This is a genomic window from Pontibacter sp. HJ8, from assembly GCF_054824225.1.
Genome location: NZ_JSYF01000550.1, coordinates 1 through 834, shown reverse-complemented (window position 1 = coordinate 834; position 834 = coordinate 1). Strand labels below are relative to the sequence as shown.

Genomic DNA, 834 nt, shown 5'->3' with positions numbered 1-834 from the left:
CCCAACGTTGGAAGAGATAATTTCTTCATTGAGTCTCAGGAGCGTGGCATGCAGTATATTCTGATCAAACAGCGAACAAAGAAAGTCTTTCCGAAACGGCTCGCTTTGAAATACACTCTTGTTATACATGGCTCCTTTTCTGAAATCACTCTGAATAGCTAATTCATCGATGATGGCGGTAAAAGTTTGCCTGTCTGTAATTTTCTCAAACCGTAACTCGCCCATCCTTTTGAGCCGGTTAATTTTTTCTCTCCTGTTCTTTTTCTTGAGTTCCTGCGCGATGTTGTCTTTGTTGATCACTACCAGGGGATGCCCGGCGCTTCTCAAAAAGTAGGGTGTTTTCCGTAACATGCCGGATTCAGCCCAGTCTAACGGTGCCGTTGCCGGTATATACTTTAAAGTGATGTTGCTTTGCGGAAATTTTCTCCGGATCTCAGACAATGCGTCTCTGAAAAAATCCCTGCTGTCTGCACTGCTGGCAAGCCATACCTGGTATTCCGCCTGGTTTGTACCTGCTCCCGTGATCCGGCCATGTAGGTCTTTGGCTAACGTGAAAAGACCGGTAAGCTTAGCCCCATTCGTTTTAATAACTACTACCGGCAAATACTCCTTTTGGTAAAGAGTATACCAGGCACCAACAAACTCCTTGCTTTGAAAAACTGTTGCCCAAGGACAGGTATGGTAGAGTGCTTCCCAGTTCGCCAAAAAATCTTTGTTAGTGACGAGTTCGAGAACGGCTTCCCCTACAAGGATTCTGATCTCTTCCCTACCTTGAGTAGATTCTATTGCCCTAGCTGCTGCAGAAGTCTGCTGCGTGTCATGAGGCTTTCCTAA

1 protein-coding gene is annotated in these 834 nt (G+C 45.7%); it reads right to left on the bottom strand.

The features are described from left to right. On the bottom strand, positions 1–603 hold a 603-nt coding region (locus tag OB13_RS19260), incomplete at its 3' end, for a GNAT family N-acetyltransferase (protein ID WP_461491812.1). Positions 604–834: the final 231 nt, after the last annotated feature.